Origin of the sequence: Microbacterium sp. SSM24 (assembly GCF_025989145.1) — a bacterium.
GTDB lineage: Bacteria > Actinomycetota > Actinomycetes > Actinomycetales > Microbacteriaceae > Microbacterium.
In genome coordinates this window covers 406,141-422,572 of record NZ_JAPDNQ010000002.1, presented here as the reverse complement: position 1 = coordinate 422,572, position 16,432 = coordinate 406,141, and the positions used below count along the sequence as shown (strand labels likewise).

19 protein-coding genes are annotated in these 16,432 nt (G+C 69.9%); 6 read left to right on the top strand and 13 right to left on the bottom strand.

Annotated elements, in window-relative coordinates; translation table 11 throughout:
* Positions 1-2 precede the first annotated feature (2 nt).
* The 3 genes from OL358_RS13950 to OL358_RS13940 are packed head-to-tail and all read right to left on the bottom strand — an operon-like array spanning position 3 to position 3,153.
* Positions 3-842: a carbohydrate kinase family protein gene (locus OL358_RS13950; protein WP_264710671.1), complete on the bottom strand. Its 840-nt coding sequence runs from the start codon at positions 840-842 to the stop codon at positions 3-5.
* On the bottom strand, positions 839-1,756 hold the full coding sequence (locus tag OL358_RS13945; RefSeq protein WP_264710670.1) for a pseudouridine-5'-phosphate glycosidase: 918 nt from the start codon (positions 1,754-1,756) through the stop codon (positions 839-841). Before OL358_RS13945 ends, OL358_RS13950 begins: the two co-directional genes overlap by 4 nt.
* A 50-nt stretch (positions 1,757-1,806) precedes the next feature.
* Positions 1,807-3,153, bottom strand: coding sequence for an MFS transporter (locus OL358_RS13940; protein WP_264710669.1), 1,347 nt, complete (start codon positions 3,151-3,153; stop codon positions 1,807-1,809).
* A 177-nt stretch (positions 3,154-3,330) separates the two neighbouring features.
* On the opposite strand from OL358_RS13940, the gene OL358_RS13935 reads away from it, so the two are divergent.
* A complete protein-coding gene (locus OL358_RS13935) occupies positions 3,331-3,594 on the top strand; it encodes a DUF6458 family protein (protein ID WP_264710668.1) in 264 nt (87 codons plus the stop codon).
* A gap of 64 nt (positions 3,595-3,658) precedes the next feature.
* Here OL358_RS13935 and OL358_RS13930 read toward each other — a convergent pair whose 3' ends face one another.
* From OL358_RS13930 to OL358_RS13910, 5 genes are all read right to left on the bottom strand, one after another.
* The gene (locus OL358_RS13930; RefSeq protein ID WP_264710667.1) at positions 3,659-4,342 is read right to left on the bottom strand and encodes a GNAT family N-acetyltransferase; all 684 of its coding nucleotides are present in this window, start codon (positions 4,340-4,342) and stop codon (positions 3,659-3,661) included.
* 73 nt (positions 4,343-4,415) lie between these two features.
* Positions 4,416-5,282 (bottom strand): AraC family transcriptional regulator, encoded by an 867-nt coding sequence (locus OL358_RS13925; protein ID WP_264710666.1) that lies wholly within the window; start codon positions 5,280-5,282, stop codon positions 4,416-4,418.
* 78 nt (positions 5,283-5,360) lie between these two features.
* On the bottom strand, positions 5,361-6,560 hold the full coding sequence (locus tag OL358_RS13920) for a lipase family protein (RefSeq protein ID WP_264710665.1): 1,200 nt from the start codon (positions 6,558-6,560) through the stop codon (positions 5,361-5,363).
* 168 nt (positions 6,561-6,728) lie between these two features.
* Positions 6,729-7,484, bottom strand: coding sequence for an aminoglycoside phosphotransferase family protein (locus OL358_RS13915; RefSeq protein ID WP_264710664.1), 756 nt, complete (start codon positions 7,482-7,484; stop codon positions 6,729-6,731).
* Complete coding sequence (locus OL358_RS13910) at positions 7,481-7,939, bottom strand: pyridoxamine 5'-phosphate oxidase family protein (protein ID WP_264710663.1); 459 nt, start codon at positions 7,937-7,939, stop codon at positions 7,481-7,483. The genes OL358_RS13915 and OL358_RS13910 overlap by 4 nt, the downstream gene beginning before the upstream one ends.
* Positions 7,940-7,994: 55 nt before the next feature.
* Here OL358_RS13910 and OL358_RS13905 point away from each other — a divergent pair, with 55 nt between their 5' ends.
* Complete coding sequence (locus OL358_RS13905) at positions 7,995-8,915, top strand: AEC family transporter (protein ID WP_264710662.1); 921 nt, start codon at positions 7,995-7,997, stop codon at positions 8,913-8,915.
* Here OL358_RS13905 and OL358_RS13900 read toward each other — a convergent pair.
* The 3 genes from OL358_RS13900 to OL358_RS13890 are packed head-to-tail and all read right to left on the bottom strand — an operon-like array spanning position 8,912 to position 10,502.
* Positions 8,912-9,190: a DUF6510 family protein gene (locus OL358_RS13900; RefSeq protein ID WP_264710661.1), complete on the bottom strand. Its 279-nt coding sequence runs from the start codon at positions 9,188-9,190 to the stop codon at positions 8,912-8,914. The two genes, OL358_RS13905 and OL358_RS13900, sit on opposite strands and share 4 nt — an antisense overlap.
* Entirely contained in the window at positions 9,187-9,912 is a 726-nt protein-coding gene (locus OL358_RS13895; protein ID WP_264710660.1) for an FAD-binding oxidoreductase, read from the bottom strand. The genes OL358_RS13900 and OL358_RS13895 overlap by 4 nt, the downstream gene beginning before the upstream one ends.
* Positions 9,909-10,502 carry a sulfite oxidase-like oxidoreductase gene (locus tag OL358_RS13890; RefSeq protein WP_264710659.1) on the bottom strand — a complete coding sequence of 198 codons (594 nt, stop codon included), beginning with the start codon at positions 10,500-10,502 and terminating at the stop codon, positions 9,909-9,911. The genes OL358_RS13895 and OL358_RS13890 overlap by 4 nt, the downstream gene beginning before the upstream one ends.
* A 190-nt stretch (positions 10,503-10,692) precedes the next feature.
* On the opposite strand from OL358_RS13890, the gene OL358_RS13885 reads away from it, so the two are divergent.
* The gene (locus OL358_RS13885) at positions 10,693-11,253 is read left to right on the top strand and encodes an HdeD family acid-resistance protein (RefSeq protein ID WP_264710658.1); all 561 of its coding nucleotides are present in this window, start codon (positions 10,693-10,695) and stop codon (positions 11,251-11,253) included.
* Positions 11,254-11,304: 51 nt separating this feature from the next.
* On the opposite strand, the gene OL358_RS13880 is transcribed toward OL358_RS13885, so the two are convergent.
* Together OL358_RS13880 and OL358_RS13875 are read right to left on the bottom strand one after the other, a co-directional pair.
* A complete protein-coding gene (locus tag OL358_RS13880; RefSeq protein WP_264710657.1) occupies positions 11,305-13,287 on the bottom strand; it encodes an alpha/beta hydrolase family protein in 1,983 nt (660 codons plus the stop codon).
* Positions 13,288-13,290: 3 nt separating this feature from the next.
* Positions 13,291-14,064, bottom strand: a complete 774-nt coding sequence (locus tag OL358_RS13875; RefSeq protein ID WP_264710656.1) for an SDR family oxidoreductase — start codon at positions 14,062-14,064, stop codon at positions 13,291-13,293.
* A gap of 45 nt (positions 14,065-14,109) precedes the next feature.
* Between OL358_RS13875 and OL358_RS13870 the strand changes: the two genes are divergently transcribed.
* Genes OL358_RS13870 through OL358_RS13860 form a run of 3 tightly spaced genes read left to right on the top strand, consistent with a single transcriptional unit; the run spans position 14,110 to position 16,327 of the window.
* Positions 14,110-14,592: an NfeD family protein gene (locus tag OL358_RS13870; protein ID WP_264710655.1), complete on the top strand. Its 483-nt coding sequence runs from the start codon at positions 14,110-14,112 to the stop codon at positions 14,590-14,592.
* Positions 14,589-15,551, top strand: a complete 963-nt coding sequence (locus OL358_RS13865) for an SPFH domain-containing protein (protein ID WP_264710654.1) — start codon at positions 14,589-14,591, stop codon at positions 15,549-15,551. The genes OL358_RS13870 and OL358_RS13865 overlap by 4 nt, the downstream gene beginning before the upstream one ends.
* Positions 15,548-16,327 carry a glycerophosphodiester phosphodiesterase family protein gene (locus tag OL358_RS13860; RefSeq protein ID WP_264710653.1) on the top strand — a complete coding sequence of 260 codons (780 nt, stop codon included), beginning with the start codon at positions 15,548-15,550 and terminating at the stop codon, positions 16,325-16,327. Before OL358_RS13865 ends, OL358_RS13860 begins: the two co-directional genes overlap by 4 nt.
* Positions 16,328-16,432: the final 105 nt, after the last annotated feature.

Sequence of the window (16,432 nt, the reverse complement as noted above, 5' to 3'; positions counted from 1 at the left end):
CCTCAGAGGGCGCCGGGGCGGCGCAGCGCGCTCATCGCGAGTGCGCCGCCCGCCCTCGCGCTCTCCTGCGGGTCCGCGCCGCCCAGTGCAGCCACGATGTACCCCGCGGCGAAGGCATCGCCCGCGCCTGTGGAGTCCAGCACGTCGTCCACACGCCGTACGGGAACCTCGACGCGCGTGCCCGCCGTCTCGATCACCACGGGGTCGCCGCCTCGCTTGATCACGGAGACGCTGCGGCCGAGGTCGAGTCCGAGTTCGGCGGTCGCCGCAGCCTCATCCGCGTTCGCGAAGACGACGTCGGGCGCGATCCGGTCCACGATCTTCTGGAGCGCGTGCCGGCCGAGCTCGCGCATGGTCGCGACGCTCGAGAGATCCAGGCTCAGCCGGCCTCCCGCCGCGACCACGGTGGCCGCGGCATCCGTCAGCGCCTCGCGTGATGCGGGCGCCGCGAAGCCGTAGAGCGGCAGGTGCAGCCACCGCGTGCCCGCGAGCCAGCCCGGATCGATCGCTTCGAGCTCGGCCGCGGCGCCGCGGTCGGTTATCATCGTGCGCTCGCCCACCGGGTCGACCAGCACGACGATCGCCCCGGTGCGCCCGGCGCGCTGGACGCGTGCCTCCACGCCCGCGGACTCGAGCTCGGCCACGAGTGCGCGCCCGATGGTGTCGTCGCCGACGCGGCCGATGAAGCGCACCGGATGCCGCGGCGCGACCGCCACGGCGACATTGGCCGCGCTGCCGCCCCGCGTGAGCCGCACCTCTGCGGGGTTGTCGGTGCCGCGTTCGAGTGAGCCTCCGCCGAGCACGATGAGGTCCGCGACGAGATCGCCGATGACGACGATCATCGGGGCATGCCGGAGAGGGCGAGGGCGATCTCCGCGCCGAGGCGCACGTTGCCGCGGTAGACCTCGACGTTGACGTCGAGGCTGCGCCCGGCGGTCTCGCGCTGCATGAAGTCGAGCAGGAACGGCGTCGTGTCGTGTCCGGTCACGCCCGCGTCCTCCGCCGCACCGAGGGCCCTCGTGAGGACGTCGTCGTGCAGGTCGGGATCGAGTTCGCTCCCGGCCGAGACGGGATTCGCCACGAGAAGTGTCGACGCGATGCCCAGGCCGTCGCGTGCCTGGGCGATGCGGGCGATCTCGGCGGGTGAGTCGACCGCGTACTCGATGTCATGGCCGGAATCGGCGATGTAGAAGCCGGGGTAGTCCGTGGTCCGATAGCCGACGACCGCCAGGTTGAGCGTCTCGAGGCGCTCCAGGGTGAGCGGGATGTCGAGGATGGATTTGACCCCGGCGCTCACCACCACCAGCGGGAGGGCGGCGAGGGTGCCGAGATCGGCGGACTCGTCGAAGGTCCGCTGTGCGTCGCGGTGAACGCCGCCCAATCCGCCGGTCGAGAAGACGCGGACGCCGGCGAGGTGGGCGAGGTAGGCGGTGGCGGCCACCGTCGTTCCCGCGCTGAGCCCCTTCGCCGCGACGATCGGCACATCGCGCAGGCTCGCCTTCACGACGTCGTCCATGTCGGAGAGCCGCTCGATCTCGGAGCTGGACATGCCGACCGTCGGCCGGCCGTCCACGACGCCGATCGTCGCCGGCGTGACACCCAGCGCGCGCACGCGTTCCTCGGCCTCCAGAGCGACCGCGACGTTGCGAGGCCGGGGGAGTCCGTGCGTGAAGATGGTCGACTCCAGTGCGAGCACCGGGTCGCCCGCGCTCACGGCTTCCTGCACCTCAGCGGCGATCACGAGGGATGCGGTCACGGGGCGTCCTTCCGGTCGGGATACGGCCACCCTACAAACCCGCGACGGCGTCAGCGGGCACCGCGCGGGCGCCGCGGTGACCGCGGCGCGTCCATCCCGATGCGGATGCGGGTGCGCTTGCGCTCGATCACGATGAACGCGCTGCCGATCAGCCACAGCGGCACCTGCGTGAGGAACGCGATCCGGAACGCGTCGAGCGTGTACGTCTGCGGAGTTCCCGCGCCCTGCAGGTCGAGCGCGAGCCCGATCATGAAGATCGCGATCAGGGCGGCGAGGAACCCGCCGGCGTTCGTCACACCGGTGGCGGTGCTCAGCCGGTTCCTCGGATTGTGGGTGCGGGCGTGGTCGAACGCGATCATCGACGCCGGGCCACCCATCGCGAGCGCGATGGCCAGGACGAAGAGCAGCCACAGCGGGGCGGGGCCGGGAAAGAGGATGACCGCCATCCAGGCGGCGAACTGCACCGCGACCGCCGGAAGCACGAGCGCCCGCGAACGCAGATGGGGGATGCGCCGGGAGAGCTCGCCCATAACGGGACCGAGACCCATGCCGACAAGGACATACGTCGACATGATCGTGGCCGCCTCGGCCACAGTGCGCCCTTCGCCGGCGGTCAGGAAGGGCATGCCCCACAGCAGCACGAAGGCGGTTCCGGCGAACGGCGTCGTGAAGTGCGACCAGAACGCCAGTCGGGTGCCCGGATGCGCCCACGCAGCGCGAATGCCGACCCCGGTGTCGATCGACGAGGTCACCACGCGGATCGCGCCGGTGTCGGTGTCGACGGAGACGTCCTCGTCGCGGTCGGGCGGATGATTGCGGATCAGCAGGAACACCAGGACGGCGAACAGGATGCCGAGTCCGGCCACACTGCCGAAGGTGATGGTCCAGGTCGTGGCATGCAGCAGGGCGGCGAGGGGAATCAGGGCGACGAGCTGTCCGGTCTGCCCCACGAGACCGGTGAACTGCACCATCAGGGGTCCGCGCTGGGCGGGGAACCACGTTGCGACGAGCCGCAGCACGCCCGGGAAGATCGCCGCGTCGCCCGCGCCGAGCAGCATGCGGGCCACGATCGCGACCCCGACGCTGGGGGAGATCGCCATCACCAGCTGCCCGACCGCCATCAGCACCATGCCGATCGTCATGATGGGACGGGCGCCATAGCGATCGAGCAGCACCCCCACTGGAATTTGCATGCCGCCGTACACGGCCAGCTGCACGACCGCGAACATCGACAGGGTCGCGGCATCCGCGTCGAAACGCTCTGCGGCATCGACGCCGACGGCACTCAGCGACGACCGGTTGGTGACTGCCAGCACGTACGCGGCGACGCCGACGCTCCAGATGATCCACGCCCGCGCTCCCGGCTCCGCGGCGGGGAGGCGGGAGGGAGAACGCACACGTCCACCGTAACCACCCGGTGCGCCGTGACGAGGCGCCGGCCAGCGGATCGGCGGATTCCGCCGTTTGTCAAGCCCCTGCATCCGGTCTGTCCGGTCGGCAAGGGTGGATGCCGGGACGAAAGCGTCCCGAAACCAGGGGAGGGCCGATCCTCGCGCCCCGGAAAGGAACGTCACATGAGCATCGGAGCAGGAATCGCGCTGTTCGCGATCGGAGCCATTCTCGCGTTCGCCGTGAACATCGAGCTCGAGTACCTCAATCTCGACATGATCGGCTACATCCTCATGGGAGCGGGTGCCGTCATCTTCTTCATCGGCATCATCCTGATGGCGCGCCGCCGCAGCGCCGAGACCGTCACGCGCACCGCCGTCGACCCCGTCGCGGGGGAACGCGTCACGCGCAGCACCACCAGCTCGACCGACGACACCGCCGGACTCTGACGCCAGATCGTGCGGCGGGGCGGGGTCGAGAGACCCCGCCCCGCTTCGCTGTCCGGTTCCCGCGCTAGGAGCCGTCGGCACCGATCTGCGCGCGGAACCCCGCCACGCCGTGGAGTTCGACGGGGGCTCCGAGGACTGCCGCGTGAGCATCGCGCAGTTCACTCCACCGCTCGCGCGTCATCATGAAGTTGTTGTGGAGCACCGGCTCGCCATCGCGTGCCACGCGTACAGCTCCGTCGGGGAGGTAGCCGACGCGATGCGAGACGGCGTTCGACGCCGCGTTGTCGACGAACGCACCGGTTCTCGCCTCGACGGCGCCGAGCCCCTCGAAGGCGAGATGCAGCGCGAGCACCCTCATGCGGCGTCCGATGCCGCGACCCTGGTGCTCCTGGCCCAGCCAGGAGCCGGTCCGAACGCATCGAAGTACGCCCCAATCGTCGGCCACGAGGCCCTGGACACCGACGGGAACTCCGTCGGCGATCACGCCCAGCTCGAGCACGAAGCGATCGGGCGACACCTGCGGCCGGGCATTCCACTGGAACCGCACGACGCTGCGGGCGACTTCGTCGGGGGTCCCTCGCGTCCAGGCGTGCTCGAACGGCAGGGTGTCGGGGGAGTGGATGCCGCGTCCGGCCAGGTCCGCCAGCTCCCCGAGCAGCTCGTCGTCGATCCACCGGAGTTCCAGGCCACCGCTGCGCACGCGCACACCGGCTGCCGGCCAGAGCCGGATGAGCTGCTCGGATGACATCCCGGCAGTCTGCCAGACCGTGGGAGCCGCCGCGCGGGTGCCGGGTGCGGGGCATCCGGCCGGAGCTATCGCGTCAGGTGCGCTCGACCGGGAGCCACAGCTCGCAGGTCGCCTCGGCGAAGTCGGGGGACCGGTCGAGGACGGCGACGATCGACGGCCCCGGGCGCAATCGCCACGGATTCGACGGGAACCAGTCGCTCGCCGTCGCCGCCCACGTCTCCTGGAGCGCAGCGGGGTACGGTCCCTCGGTTCGGAAGACCGCCCAGTGACCGGCCGGGACATCGATCACGTCGAGCCCGTCGGGGGTCTCCGCGTCCGCGGCGACCGCGACGCCGTGGAGGTAGGTCAGCTTGCTGCCTTCGGCGTAGTCGGGATCGACGTCGGCGCTCACCTGCAGCAGACCCGCGGGTTCGAGCGCGCTGAGCGACTTGAGGCGGGCGTGCTCCGCGACCGGGAGCCCTGAGATGTGAGCCTGGATGTGCGGATTCGGTCCGCGATGAATGAGTGGCACGCGGGCGGCGTGCCCGACCAGCCGGAATGCCGGCCGGTCGGCGATGCGGGTGTCCATGGATACGTTCCCTTCGACGGTCAGGCGGAACCTGAGCTGTGGTTGAGCGCGAAGGGGACCGCCGTCCCGGCGCACGTCGGCGGGGCTGGCGCCGTGCACAGCACGGAACGCCCTGCCGAACGCCTCGGTCGAGCCGTATCCGTAGCGCACCGCGATCCCGAGCAGGTCGGCGTCGCCGATCACGTCCGCCGCGGCGCGCGTCATCCGGCGGCGCCGGATGTACTCGGAAAGCGGCATCCCGGACAGCGATGAGAACATCCTGCGCACGTGGTACTCGGTCGTTCCGAGCCGCCGTGCAAGGGCGCCGATGTCGATCTCATCGGTCAGGTGCTCCTCGACGAGGTCGACGACGCTGTTCAGGTTCGCGATCACGGTTCCTCCTTCGCCTCCAGCCTCGCGCGGGGGAGCGCTGCGGACCCGATCGTCGCGGACCGAAAAGATCGCGCGGGCTCACACACCCGCGCGGTCGAGGAACTCGACGAGATCGAACAGCCCGAGGTAGGCGATCGTGCCGTGCGTGGCGACGCGGACGGTGCGATACGTCACGTCCATGCCCAGGGACTTCGCGTGCTCGACGTACACCTCCGTGTCGGCCGGTCTGACGAGCTCGTCGTCGAGTCCTTGCACGATCAGCAGCGGTGCGCCGAACGCCGTTCCTCCCGCCGAGTTCTCCTCGAGCAGGGTCGCCCACGGCTCCGTGGTGGTGGGGTCGGCCGAGGTGAACGTCCCGACGACCGGACCGGCGATCTCGTGCAGCTCCTCGATATGCGTGAGGAGGCAGAGCGCGTTCATCTGCGGCTGGATCGCAACGGCCTCCGGAGTGAGGATGGCGTCGATGTCCGCGCCGCGATCGGCGTAGATCTCCGAGAAGGCCGTGAACGCATAGGAGCCGATGGTCACGCCCGAGATGTCGTCCAGATGGGTCTTCATGAGCGCCTTGAGGTCCGCCGCGGGCGCGGCCGCCGCCACGGCGCGGATATCGAGCTCTGGTGCGTACTCCTCGGCGAGTTCCGCAGCGAAGAGCACGGCCTGCCCACCCTGGGAGTGGCCCCACAGCACGACGTCCGAACTCGCCTCAGCCGCCGGGATCGCCTGTGCGGCGCGCACGGCATCGAGCACATTGTGGCCCTCGGTGACGCCGATGAGGTACGAGTCGGGGCCTTCCGTGCCCATGCCGGTGTAGTCGGTCGCGACGACGGTGTAGCCGCGGTCGAGCAGTACGCGCATTCCTTCGATGCCGATGTAGGGGTCGAGGCTGCGAGATGGCGCGCACGAGGCGGCGGATCCGGTGGTGGGATGTCCCCAGGACACCACGGTGCGTCCGCCCGCAGGGGCCGGGCCCAGGGGAGTGACCACCACGCCGGTCGCCACGACGGGATCGCCGTGGAGATCGGTGGACCGGTACATGATGCGCCACGCCCGCGTGTCCATCGGGACGCCGAGGAGCGGCTCGCTCTTCACGATCGAGCCCGGATCGCCCGAGAGCGCATCGGCGGGCTGCGTATAGAACGCCTCCAGACCGTCGCGCTCGAGGAGGTCGCCCGCGATGCGCACCTCGGTGACGGCCACCAGACCGCCGATGACGGCGAGGACGGCGGCGCACGCAGCGATCCACCAGCGGTGACGGTGGCGAGCCGTGTGCATCGACATGGACCTCAGGCTATGGCCAGATCCAGGTCGGTTCCGAACATCGCAGACGCTCGCCACGGTTCAGCGGCTCATTCGCACGGCTCCTCCGGCGTCACGCGGGATTCGGGGGACCGCCCAGAGCGTAACTGTCGGTGGTCTCGTTCGAGCAAACTGACATAATGTGCATTATCAGCAATACGGTAGCCCAGGACTCCAGTCCGTCAGGCGCGCGGCATCCCGCTCGTACATCGCCGCGTGTTCACCGAAATCGAGACGTCCTGTGGCATCCCGACGCGTCAGTGTGAACTCGCGCAGATCGTGCAGGCGTCGCACCATCGCCGCCACGACGTCTGCGGCTTCGAATCCGCCGCCGTACGCGGTGATGAGTTCGTCCAGACGGTGCGCACGATCGAGCTCAGCGGCGTCGGGTGAATCCTCGGCGAACGGCACGATCCGGTAAGCGAGGTACGCGAGATCCCACACCCGCGGCCCCGGCGACGCGAAGTCGAAATCGATGGCACCGGAAAGCGTATCCCCGACCACGATGAGGTTGTAGGTGGCGAAATCGTTATGACAGATCACTTCTGCCGGTTCGTGGCGGTTCGAGCGCCAGACGAGTGCCCGATCCCCGGCGAGCGGCGCACTCGCATCGTGGATTGCGCGCAGCAGGCGGGCGGCGTCCCGCAGCACGTGGATCGACCACAGCACCCGGGGAGCGGCATCCGTCAGGGTCTCCCCCGGGACGAACGACAGGATCTCACGTCCGCGCTCGTCGAAGCCGAGCGCTTCGGGCACCCCGGTGACGCCGCCGTCGCGCAGCGCGCGCAGCAGTAGGTGCACGGCGGGCGTCCACGGCCCCGTCTCGCGGTGCACCGCGCCACCGCGACGCACCACCGGGGTCGCATTGCCACCGGTGAGCACCTGCTCGTCGAGCCCATCGCTCACGGCAGCCACTCCCCCTCGCGCATGAGCACCCGGCCACGGAGCTCGTTCGCCTCGCGCCACGCCTGCACGCGCGAGGGCCGCAGCACCAGGAACACATAGCCGGCGAGGCCGCGGGGATCCCAGTCCGCCTGCGCCGCGTACCCGGCGCCGAGTTCCGCGTCCGCGTCGACGCCGACCGTGCGCTCGAGTTCGACGTCGAGCAGCACCACGTCGCGCGTCGGTCCGACCGCGAGCCGCGCCACGCGCTGGTCCGCGACGTTGCGAGCGGTGATCGATCGCTCCTCGACCGCGATGACGGCTCGGCCCTCGACCCATGCCAGCGAGAGCGGCACGAGGTGAGGGGCGCCGCCCGGCGAGGCGGTGGCCACCCACACGTCGATCTCCGCCGACGCGAGCATTGCGAGGGCATCGGCCCTTCTCGTGGCGCGGTCTCGCGGTTCGGCAGCGGCGCTCATGCCCCCACGCTAGCGGCGACCGTCACGGATGCGCCCGCGCCCGTAGGCTCGAATCATGCTGGAGTCGCTCACAGGGTTCGTCGTGGTGGGCGTCGCGATCCTGCTCGGCTGGATCCTCGGTCGCATCGATCTCCTCGGCGAGCACGGCCGCCCGGTTCTCGCCCGGCTGACGTTCTTCGTCCTGTCCCCCTTCCTGCTCTTCGTGGTGCTCGCGCAGGCCGACGTGCGCACGCTCTTCTCCGCTCTGCTGCCGGTGTCAGCCATCGCGGCGGTGACGATCATCGCGCTGTACGCACTCGTCGCGCGTTTCGCGTGGAAGCGGTCCGTCGGCGAGACCGCGATCGGCGCGCTGAGCGCCGGTCAGGTGAACTCGAACAACATCGGGATCCCGCTTTCGCTGTACCTCCTCGGCAGCGCCGCCTATCCCGCTCCCGTGATCCTGCTTCAGCTGCTGGTGTTCACGCCCATCACGATGGCGATCCTGGATGCCGTCACCTTCGGCCGCGCGACGCTCTGGCGGTCCATCGTCCGCACCGTCACGAACCCGATCGTGCTCGGGTCCGTTCTCGGCACGCTGGTCTCGGTGAGCGGCCTCGACCTTCCCGCGGTCGTCATGGAGCCGGCGATCCTGATCGCGAACGCGTGCGTGCCCATCCTGCTGATCAGCTACGGCATCTCGCTTCACGGTCAGCGCGTGCTCGCGCCGTCGGGACGCCGGCGCGACGTCGTGCTCGCGTCGGCGCTGAAGCTCATCGCGATGCCGGTGCTCGCCTGGATCGTCGCGGAGTTCGTCTTCGGACTCAGCGCTCATGATGTGCTGATCGTGGTCGTGCTGGCGGCGCTGCCCACCGCCCAGAACGTCTTCAACTATTCGCAGCGCTACGACGTCGGCGAGACCATCTCGAGAGACACGATCTTCCTCACGACGATCGGCTGCGTGCCGGTGCTGATCGCCGTCACGCTCCTGCTCGGCTAGAGCGCGCCGCGGCGCAGCTCTCTCAGCATTCCGAGCACGATCCGCACGCCCTCTCCGTCCCGCAGGACGGTGAGCAGGGTGTGCGTGCACGAGCGGCAGCGCACGATCGCGCACGTCTCGTCGATCTCGACGACCGTCTCGGCCAGGGCCGCGGCCGCCCCGCATCCCGCGCACACGCCGACCAGGGTCGTGGCGTCGCCGTCGAGCACGCCGGCCAGCATCCCGGCCAGCACATTCCCGTCGACCGTCGACATCGCGTTGTCCGCCCGCATCATCCCCCTCCGAATCGCTCGGTCCTGATCCGCTCGGGCGCGTGTCCGAGCCTCACCAGCGCGTCCGCGACGTGCTCGACGAATCCCGTCGGGCCGCAGACGAACACATCGGGTCGGAGCGTCGCATCCCACACGGCGCCGCGCAGACGCTCGTCGTCGAGGCGCCCGACGCTGCCGTCCCACCCCTCGGGCGCGCGCCGCGTGTAGGCCCACGTGAGCCCCACTCCCCCGTGGCCCGCCAGCTGCTCGATCTCGTCCCGGTACATCGCGGCGTCCGGTCCGCGCACGGAATACAGCAGACGAGCGGATGCCGCGGCCCCCGCGTCCGCGGCCGCTCGCGCCATCGCCACCAGAGGGACGACGCCCGACCCGCCCGCGATGAGCTGCACGGGGGCCCCTCCCCCGGGTCGCCACACGAAGTAGCCGCCGAGCGGGCCCTTGACCTCGAGCTCGTCCCCGACGCGGACGTCGCGCACGAGGTACGGCGACACCTCGCCGTCGGGGATCTCATCGACACCGAGCTCGATGCGCTCGGCGCTGCCGTAGGAGCCCAGTGAGTACGAACGCACCGCTTGATACCCGTCCTCGGCCGTGAGGCGGACGTCGACGTGCTGGCCGGCGTCGCTTCCGGGCCAGCCGGGGACGTCCAGGGTCAGGACTCGCGCGGTCGGCGTCGCAGCCGCCACGTCGGCCACGCGTGCCGGACGCCATGCCCCGACGATCACCAATACCGCTCCTCGGTCCACGGATCGCCGTGCATGTTGTAGCCGTTCTGCTCCCAGAATCCGGGCGCGTCGCCATCCATGAGCTCGAGGCCCTTGACCCACTTCGCGCTCTTCCAGAAGTACAGGTGGGGCACGAGCAGGCGTGCGGGACCGCCGTGCTCAGGGTCGAGCGGTTCCCCCTCGAATTCGAACGCGATCCAGGCCTTGCCGTCGGTGAGGTCCTCGAGCGGGATGTTCGTCGTATAGCCCCCGTAGGAATGCGCCATCACGTGCGTGGCCTCGGAGTCGACGTCCTCGAGGAGGGTGTCGATCGACACGCCGCGCCACGACGTGCCGAGCTTGGACCACCGGGTGACGCAGTGGATGTCGGTGGCGATGTCCTCGATGGGGAGTGCCAGGAGGTCGTCCCAGCTCCAGCGCGCGAGTCCACGTCCGTCCTCGATGACGTCGAAGGACCATTCGGCCGTGTCGATCCGCGGCGTCGGACCGGCGGAGAGCACCGGGAAGTCCTCGGTGAGGTACTGCCCCGGAGGCAGATTCGGGTCGGTATCGCGGCGCCGCGCGCCGAATCCCCTCGAGAACACTGCCATCGCGCGCCTCCCTCGCTCGTACCGCGCACGCTCACCGTATCGCCGCGGAAGGCCGCTGCGCGAGGGTCACAGCCTGATCACGACGTGACGACAGGTGACGCGACACACGATGTTCATTCCGAGGTTGTTCGAGTTCGGGTCTAGGCTTTAGCCGCACGTTCCCAGGTAACTCTCAGAAAGGACACCTCGCATGTCCACAGAATCCGCGGCCGAGAAGTCGGCCGTCAACGGCATCCGCACCGCACTCGGCGTCGGCGGCGTCCTCGCTGTCCTCGCCGGTCTGTTCATCGTCTTCCAGCCCCAGAACGCGGCGTTCGTGGTCACCATCGTGATCGCGATCTATGCGATCGCCGCGGGCATCGTCTATGCCGGCCTCGGGATCTTCTCCCGCAACAAGGGCGGCTGGGCCCGCCTCGGGCACATCGCCCTCGGCATCCTGTTCGTGATCGCTGGTGTCGTCGCGCTGGTGAACCTCCAGCAGGCGACCGCATGGCTCGCGGTCTTCGTGGTGATCCTCGTGGGCATCATGTGGATCATCGAGGGAATCGTGGCACTGTCCACGCTCGGTGACGCCGCGTCGAAGGGATGGTCGATCTTCTTCGCGATCATCAGCCTCATCGCCGGTCTCTACCTGGTGTTCAGCCCGCTGTGGGGCGCCGTCGTGCTGTGGTGGATCCTCGGCATCGCGCTGGTGGTCCTCGGCATCATCAACATCGTCCGCGCCTTCACCTTCGGCAAGAAGGACCTCTGAACCGCTGACGTCGAAAGGGCCCCGGGAATCTCCCGGGGCCCTTTCTCGTGGTCAGTGCGTCGGCAGGTGGCGCGCCCACCAGTCGAGCACGGCGTCGAAGCGCTGTACCCGGTGACGAGGTTGCCCGGCACGAGTGAGCTCGTGATTCTCCCCCGGGAACACCAGCATCTCGGCCTCCGCGCCGTTGCGCTTGAGCGCCGCGTAGTAGCGCGTCGCCTGCTCGAGCGGGCAGCGGAAGTCGAGCTCGGAGTGGAGGACGAGCGTCGGCGTCGTCACCTGGTCCACCACCGCCATCGGGCTCTGGCGTGCGATGTCATCGGCGGACACCCCGACGTACTCGTCGCCGAAGAACGTCCCGATGTCACTCGTGCCCTGGAAGCTCGCCGGGTCGAGGAATCCGCGCTCGACGATCGCGCCGGCGAATCGGTGATCGTGCGCGATGATCCAGGCGGTGAGGTACCCGCCGTACGAGCCGCCCATCACGCCGACACGCCCGCCGTCGAGTCGTGGATCGCCGGCGACGGCCCCGTCGAGGAAGTCGATGACATCGGCGAAGTCGACCGTGCCCATGGCCTGACGGATGCTGCGCCCGTGCGCTCGTCCGTATCCGGCGGAGCCGCGCGGATTGCTGTACACGACGGCGTATCCCGCGTCGACGAGCACCTGCGTCTCATCGAACAGGTGCACGCCGTACGACGCGTAGGGCCCGCCGTGGATCTGCAGGATCACCGGGAACGGCCCGTCGCCCTCGGGTACCGCCACCCAGCCGTGCACCGGGTAGCCGTCGCGCCCGGCGACGGTGAGTTCGCGGGGCGCGGCGATGCCGGCTGCCGCTGCTCTTGCACCGAACGCGGTCACGGTGCGCGGCGAGCCGCCGTCGACGACGACCAGCTCGCCGAACGAATCCGGGGCGGCGACGGCGGCGACGATGCGGTCGCCGGCGGCGGCATGGCCGGTGACCTCGACGCCGCCGCCGAGCACCTCCGAGAGATCTCCGGCGCGGCTGACGCGCACCAGACGCACGCGCCCACGCGTGGTGTCCTGCACGAGGAACTCGTCGCCGAGAGGAGTGATGTGGCTGTCGCCGAGGTTGATCAGATCGTCGTCGGTGAGGCGGCGCGGCCCTGCGGCTTCGACGAGCCAGAGCCCGACGCCCGGAGCGATGAAGTCGATGCCGTCGTCGCCGACCTCGTGCGCGAGCAGCGCGATCGCACCGTCCGCGGCGACCTCGAGATCGAACACCGAGAGGCCGGTCTCGCGCGAGAGCACCTCCCGAGGCGCCGATCCGTCGAGCGGAACCGCGATCACACGCGTGCGCAGATCGCGCCGAGCGGGCTCGATCTCGTCGACGGTCGTGAGCACCTCCGCGCCGTCGCTCGAGAAGACGACTCCGGCATGAGAGGCGGTGCCGTCCGTGAGGCGGCGCGCCTCCGCGCCGACGACGGGCTTCTTGGGGCGTTCCTCGCCGTCCGCGAGGACGGCCGCCGCCGGTTCGTAGAACGGCTCGGAGTCGGTCTCGGGCGCAGGGACGAGGAAGAGGTGCGACGGACGGTCGGCCAGGTACCCGAGCCCGTTGGAGTGCCAGCGGATGCCGGTGATGTGACGAGGAGCTTCGGCCGCGGCATCCAGTCCCTCCACGCTGCCGTAGCGACCGGGCTCGGGAACGCGCGCGAGATAGGCGAGGGAGCGCCCATCGGGCGACCACGCGAACCCCTCGACCCCCAGCGTCGCGTCCGTGGCCTGGACGGGCTCCCCGCCCGATGCCGGGATCACGAAGATCTGCGGTCGCCCCTTGCCGTCACCGCGCAGGAACGCCAGGCGCATGCCGTCGGACGAAAGGCGAGGACTCGAGTCGGCGACACCCCGCGTCAGTCGACGGGGCGTCCCCTCGGGGAGGTCGACACGCCAGAGCTGCCCGACCGAGCGGTTCGCTCGGATGTCAGGACGCGACGTCGCGAACACCGCGAACGACGCGTCGGGCGCGATCGCCGGGCGCCCGACAGAGATGAGCGCCTCGATGTCGTGTGCGCGCACGGCTCACTCCTCGTCGAACGAAGCGGTCTCGCCGACCAGGCGCGTGTTGTCGGCCGGGACGGGATCGAGTGCGGCTGCGGCGACCTCGGCGGCGAACTCCGAGACGTTGTACAGCTTCCCCGCGTCTTCGCGACGGGCCGCGATGGCTCCCGGGTTGGCGCGCTCGAGGAGCGTGGCGGTGATGGTGCCTTCGATCATGTCGCCGGAGACGACGACGAAGCCGATGCCCCGCTCGGCGAGCAGCGGGATCCGCTCGCGGAGGGCGTCCTCGCCCGCGCGCTTGGAGAGGGCGACAGGCTCGTACTCCGGCATGGTGGGGGTTGTGCGGATGAAGTGCGCCTGGTGGCTCGTCACGAACACGACGCGCGCGCCGTCGCCGAGGAGGGGCAGGGCCGTCTCGAGAACGCGCACCTGAGCGTCCCGGTTGAGCTGGAGGGCGTAGTCCTCGGCCATGCCCGCCTCCATGCCGCCCGAGGCGTTGAGAACCAGGATGTCGAGACCGCCGAAGGTGCGCTGCACCTCATCGAACATCGCCTGAACCGACTCCGGGTCGGTCAGATCGGCGCCGACGACGAGGGCCTCTACGCCCAGTCCGCGCAGCTCGGTCGCGAGCTTCTCGGCGCGCGGCGCCTTGTTGCGATAGTTGATCACGACGTTCGCGCCCGCCTCGGCGAGGTAGCGCACGGTATCGGCCCCGATACCCCGCGACGACCCGGTCACGAGGGCGGTCCTGCCGCTCAGCGAGCCGGCGGGAAGCGGTGTGGATGTCTCAGTCACGCCCTCGACCCTACCTGCTAGGTTCGAAGGACAAGGAGGCGCACAGTGGAGCTGATCCAGACGATCGAACAGTACGCATGGATCGGGTGGCTGGTGCTCATCCTGGTGTTCCTGGTGATCGAGATGCTCACCCTCGACTTCACCTTCCTGATGCTGAGCATCGGCGGTCTCGCCGGTCTCGGCGCCGACCTCGTCGGAGCACCCATCTGGCTGCAGGTCATCATCGCCGCGGTCGTGGCTGCCGTGCTTGTGCTCTTCCTGCGTCCCCCGCTGCTGCGGAGGCTGCGACGCGGTGAAGATCCCACACCGTCGAACGTCGATGCCCTCATAGACCTGGGCGGACGCGTCGTCTCGACCGTCGACACCCACGGCGGTCAGGTGCGCCTGGCCAACGGCGACGTGTGGACCGCGCGAACCGAGGCCGGCGAGCTCGACCCCGGCACCCTGATCAACGTCAGCCGCATCGATGGCGCGACCGCCGTCGTCCGCGCCACCGACCGCACACCTACGGAGGACCCGACCGCATGAGCGATCTCGACACCCTGATCCCCGCAGCCATCGCGTGGCTGCTCGCCATCGCGGTCTTCATCTTCGTGCTGGTCGTGATCGTGCGGTCCATCCGCATCATCCCCCAGGCGAACGCGGGCGTCGTCGAGCGCCTCGGCCGGTACCACAAGACCCTCGCTCCCGGCCTGAATCTGCTCGTCCCCTTCATCGACCGACTCCGCCCCCTGATCGACATGCGCGAGCAGGTGGTCTCCTTCCCGCCTCAGCCGGTGATCACCGAGGACAACCTCGTCGTCTCGATCGACACCGTCGTGTACTTCCAGGTCACCGACGCGCGCGCGGCGACGTACGAGATCGCGAACTACCTCGGCGCCGTCGAGCAATTGACCACGACGACACTGCGCAACGTGGTCGGCGGGCTCAACCTGGAAGAGGCGCTCACCAGCCGCGACAACATCAACGGCCAGCTGCGCGTCGTGCTCGACGAAGCCACCGGGAAGTGGGGCATCCGCGTCGGTCGTGTCGAGCTCAAGGCCATCGACCCGCCCCTTTCGATCCAGGACTCGATGGAGAAGCAGATGCGCGCTGAGCGGGATCGCCGCGCGGCGATCCTGACGGCCGAAGGCTCGAAGCAGTCGCAGATCCTCGAGGCCGAGGGCCGCCGGCAGGCCGAGATCCTGAAGGCCGAGGGCGACAAGCAGGCGCAGGTCCTGCGCGCGCAGGGCGAGGCAGAGGCCATTCAGACCGTCTTCGACGCCATCCACGAGGGCAACCCCGACGACAAGCTCCTCGCCTATCAGTACCTCCAGACCCTGCCGAAGATCGCCGACAGTGCGTCGAGCAAGCTCTGGATCATCCCGAGCGAGTTCACCGAGGCGCTGAAGGGCCTGAGCGGCTCGTTCCTCGGCGCCGCACAGGACGCCGGGGTCCGCGCTCGCGGCGAGGAGAAGGCGCCGGGCATTCAGCCGCCCGCGTCGTGACCGAGCACCCCTGGTTCGCGGGTGCGGCGACGCCGCGCGTTCTCGCGCACCGTGGTCTCGTCACACCTGAGGATGCCGCGCACGGCGTCGTCGAGAACTCCTTCGCCGCGGTCGCGGCTGCGCAGTCGGCGGGTGCGGAGTACGTCGAGTCCGACTGCCACCTCACGGCAGACGGCATCGTCGTGCTCTTCCATGACGACGACCTGTCCCGCGTCACCGGCGATCCGCGGCCGATCGCATCCGTCGCCTCCCGCGAACTGGAATCGCTCATGTCGGAGCGCGGCGGACTCCTCACGCTCGCACAGGCGCTCGACGCCTTCCCCACGGTGCGCTTCAATCTCGACGTCAAGGCTGCGGGCGCAGCCGCCGCCGTCGGGAATCTCGTCGCGTCGCACGGCGCGCGTGTTCTGCTGACGAGCTTCTCCGACGATCGCCGCAGAGCGGCGCTGGCCGCCGCACAGGCGGTCGGGCGCGGCATCCGCCCCGCTACGTCGGCGGGGAGCGCCACGATGGTGCGCCTCCTCGCCGCCCTCGCCGTCCGGTCCCGTCGCGGGGTGCGCGCGGCCCTGCACGGGGTCGACGCCCTGCAGGTCCCCGAGCGCCAGGGCCGGATCCGCGTCGTCTCCCCGAGGCTCATCGAGGCCGCTCATTCGCACGACGTCGAAGTGCACGTCTGGACCGTCAACGACCCCGCCGACATGACCAGGCTCGTGCGCATGGGAGTGGACGGGATCGTCACGGATCGCGCTGATCTCGCCTTGCGTGCGCTGCGCTGAGAACGCGCGAGCGGCCCCGCCCTTCTCCGAGAGCGCGACTGCTGTGCATCCACTGTGAAACGGGTCGTCCCAATGCCGTTTCGGATGATCCGCACAGGTCGCTTC